The organism is Streptomyces lancefieldiae (assembly GCF_031845825.1).
GTDB lineage: Bacteria > Actinomycetota > Actinomycetes > Streptomycetales > Streptomycetaceae > Streptomyces > Streptomyces lancefieldiae.
Map to the genome: position 1 here is coordinate 1 of NZ_JAVRFH010000246.1, position 901 is coordinate 901.

1 protein-coding gene is annotated in these 901 nt (G+C 73.4%); it reads right to left on the reverse strand.

Annotation, left to right across the window (positions count from 1 at the left end; translation table 11 throughout):
* Positions 1–901: non-ribosomal peptide synthetase (locus RM812_RS41915; RefSeq protein ID WP_311586239.1), on the reverse strand; the 901-nt coding region annotated here is incomplete at both ends.

A 901-nucleotide genomic window follows, 5' to 3' on the forward strand; every position in this document is an offset into this window, starting at 1 on the left:
GGCGCGGGCCACCACCTGGATCGCCCGCAGGCTGTCCCCGCCCACCGCGAAGAAGTCGTCGTCGACGCCGACCCGGTCCACTCCGAGCACGTCCGCGTACGCTGCGGTGATGATCGCCTCGGTCTCGGTGCGCGGTTCCCGATAGGTCTCGCCCAGGAACTCGGGTTCCGGCAGCGCCGAACGGTCCAGCTTGCCGGTGGGTCCGAGCGGCATCCGGCCGAGCACGACGAAGGCGGACGGCACCATGTAGTCGGGCAGCCGGGCCGCGACGAACCTGCGCAGTTCGGCGGCCGAGACACCGGCCTGCACGTCCACGTCGCCGATGCCGCCGGCACCGTCGTCACCGACGGCGCCGTCACCGGTGTGTACCACGTACCCGACCAGCCGCCGCCCTCCCGAGGGCGTCTCCCGGCCGACCACCACCGCCTCGCTGATCCCGGGGTGCAGCGCGCACACCGCCTCCACCTCGGCGGTTTCGATGCGGAAGCCGCGCACCTTCACCTGTCCGTCGGTCCTACCGACGCACTCGAGCTGTCCACGGGCGTTCCAGCGTGCCAGGTCGCCCGTTCGGTACATTCGTTCGCCCGCGGGGCCGAACGGGTTCGCCACGAAGTGCTCGGCGGTCCGACCCGGTCGGCCGTGGTAGCCACGGCCGAGGCTGGCCCCCGTCACGTAGAGCTCACCGACCACGCCCTGCGGCACCGGGGCGAGTCCCGGCCCCAGTACGTAGGCCCGCACGTTCCCCAGCGGAGTGCCGATCGGCGCGACCTCGCCGTCCGCCCACTCCTCGGAGGCCTCGAGGGAGAGCGCGGTGGCGTAGAAGCTCTCGCTCTGCCCGTCGGAGTTCACCACCCGCTCGCCGGGCAGCGCCTCGCGGCCCTGCCGCTCCAGCCGGGCGGGG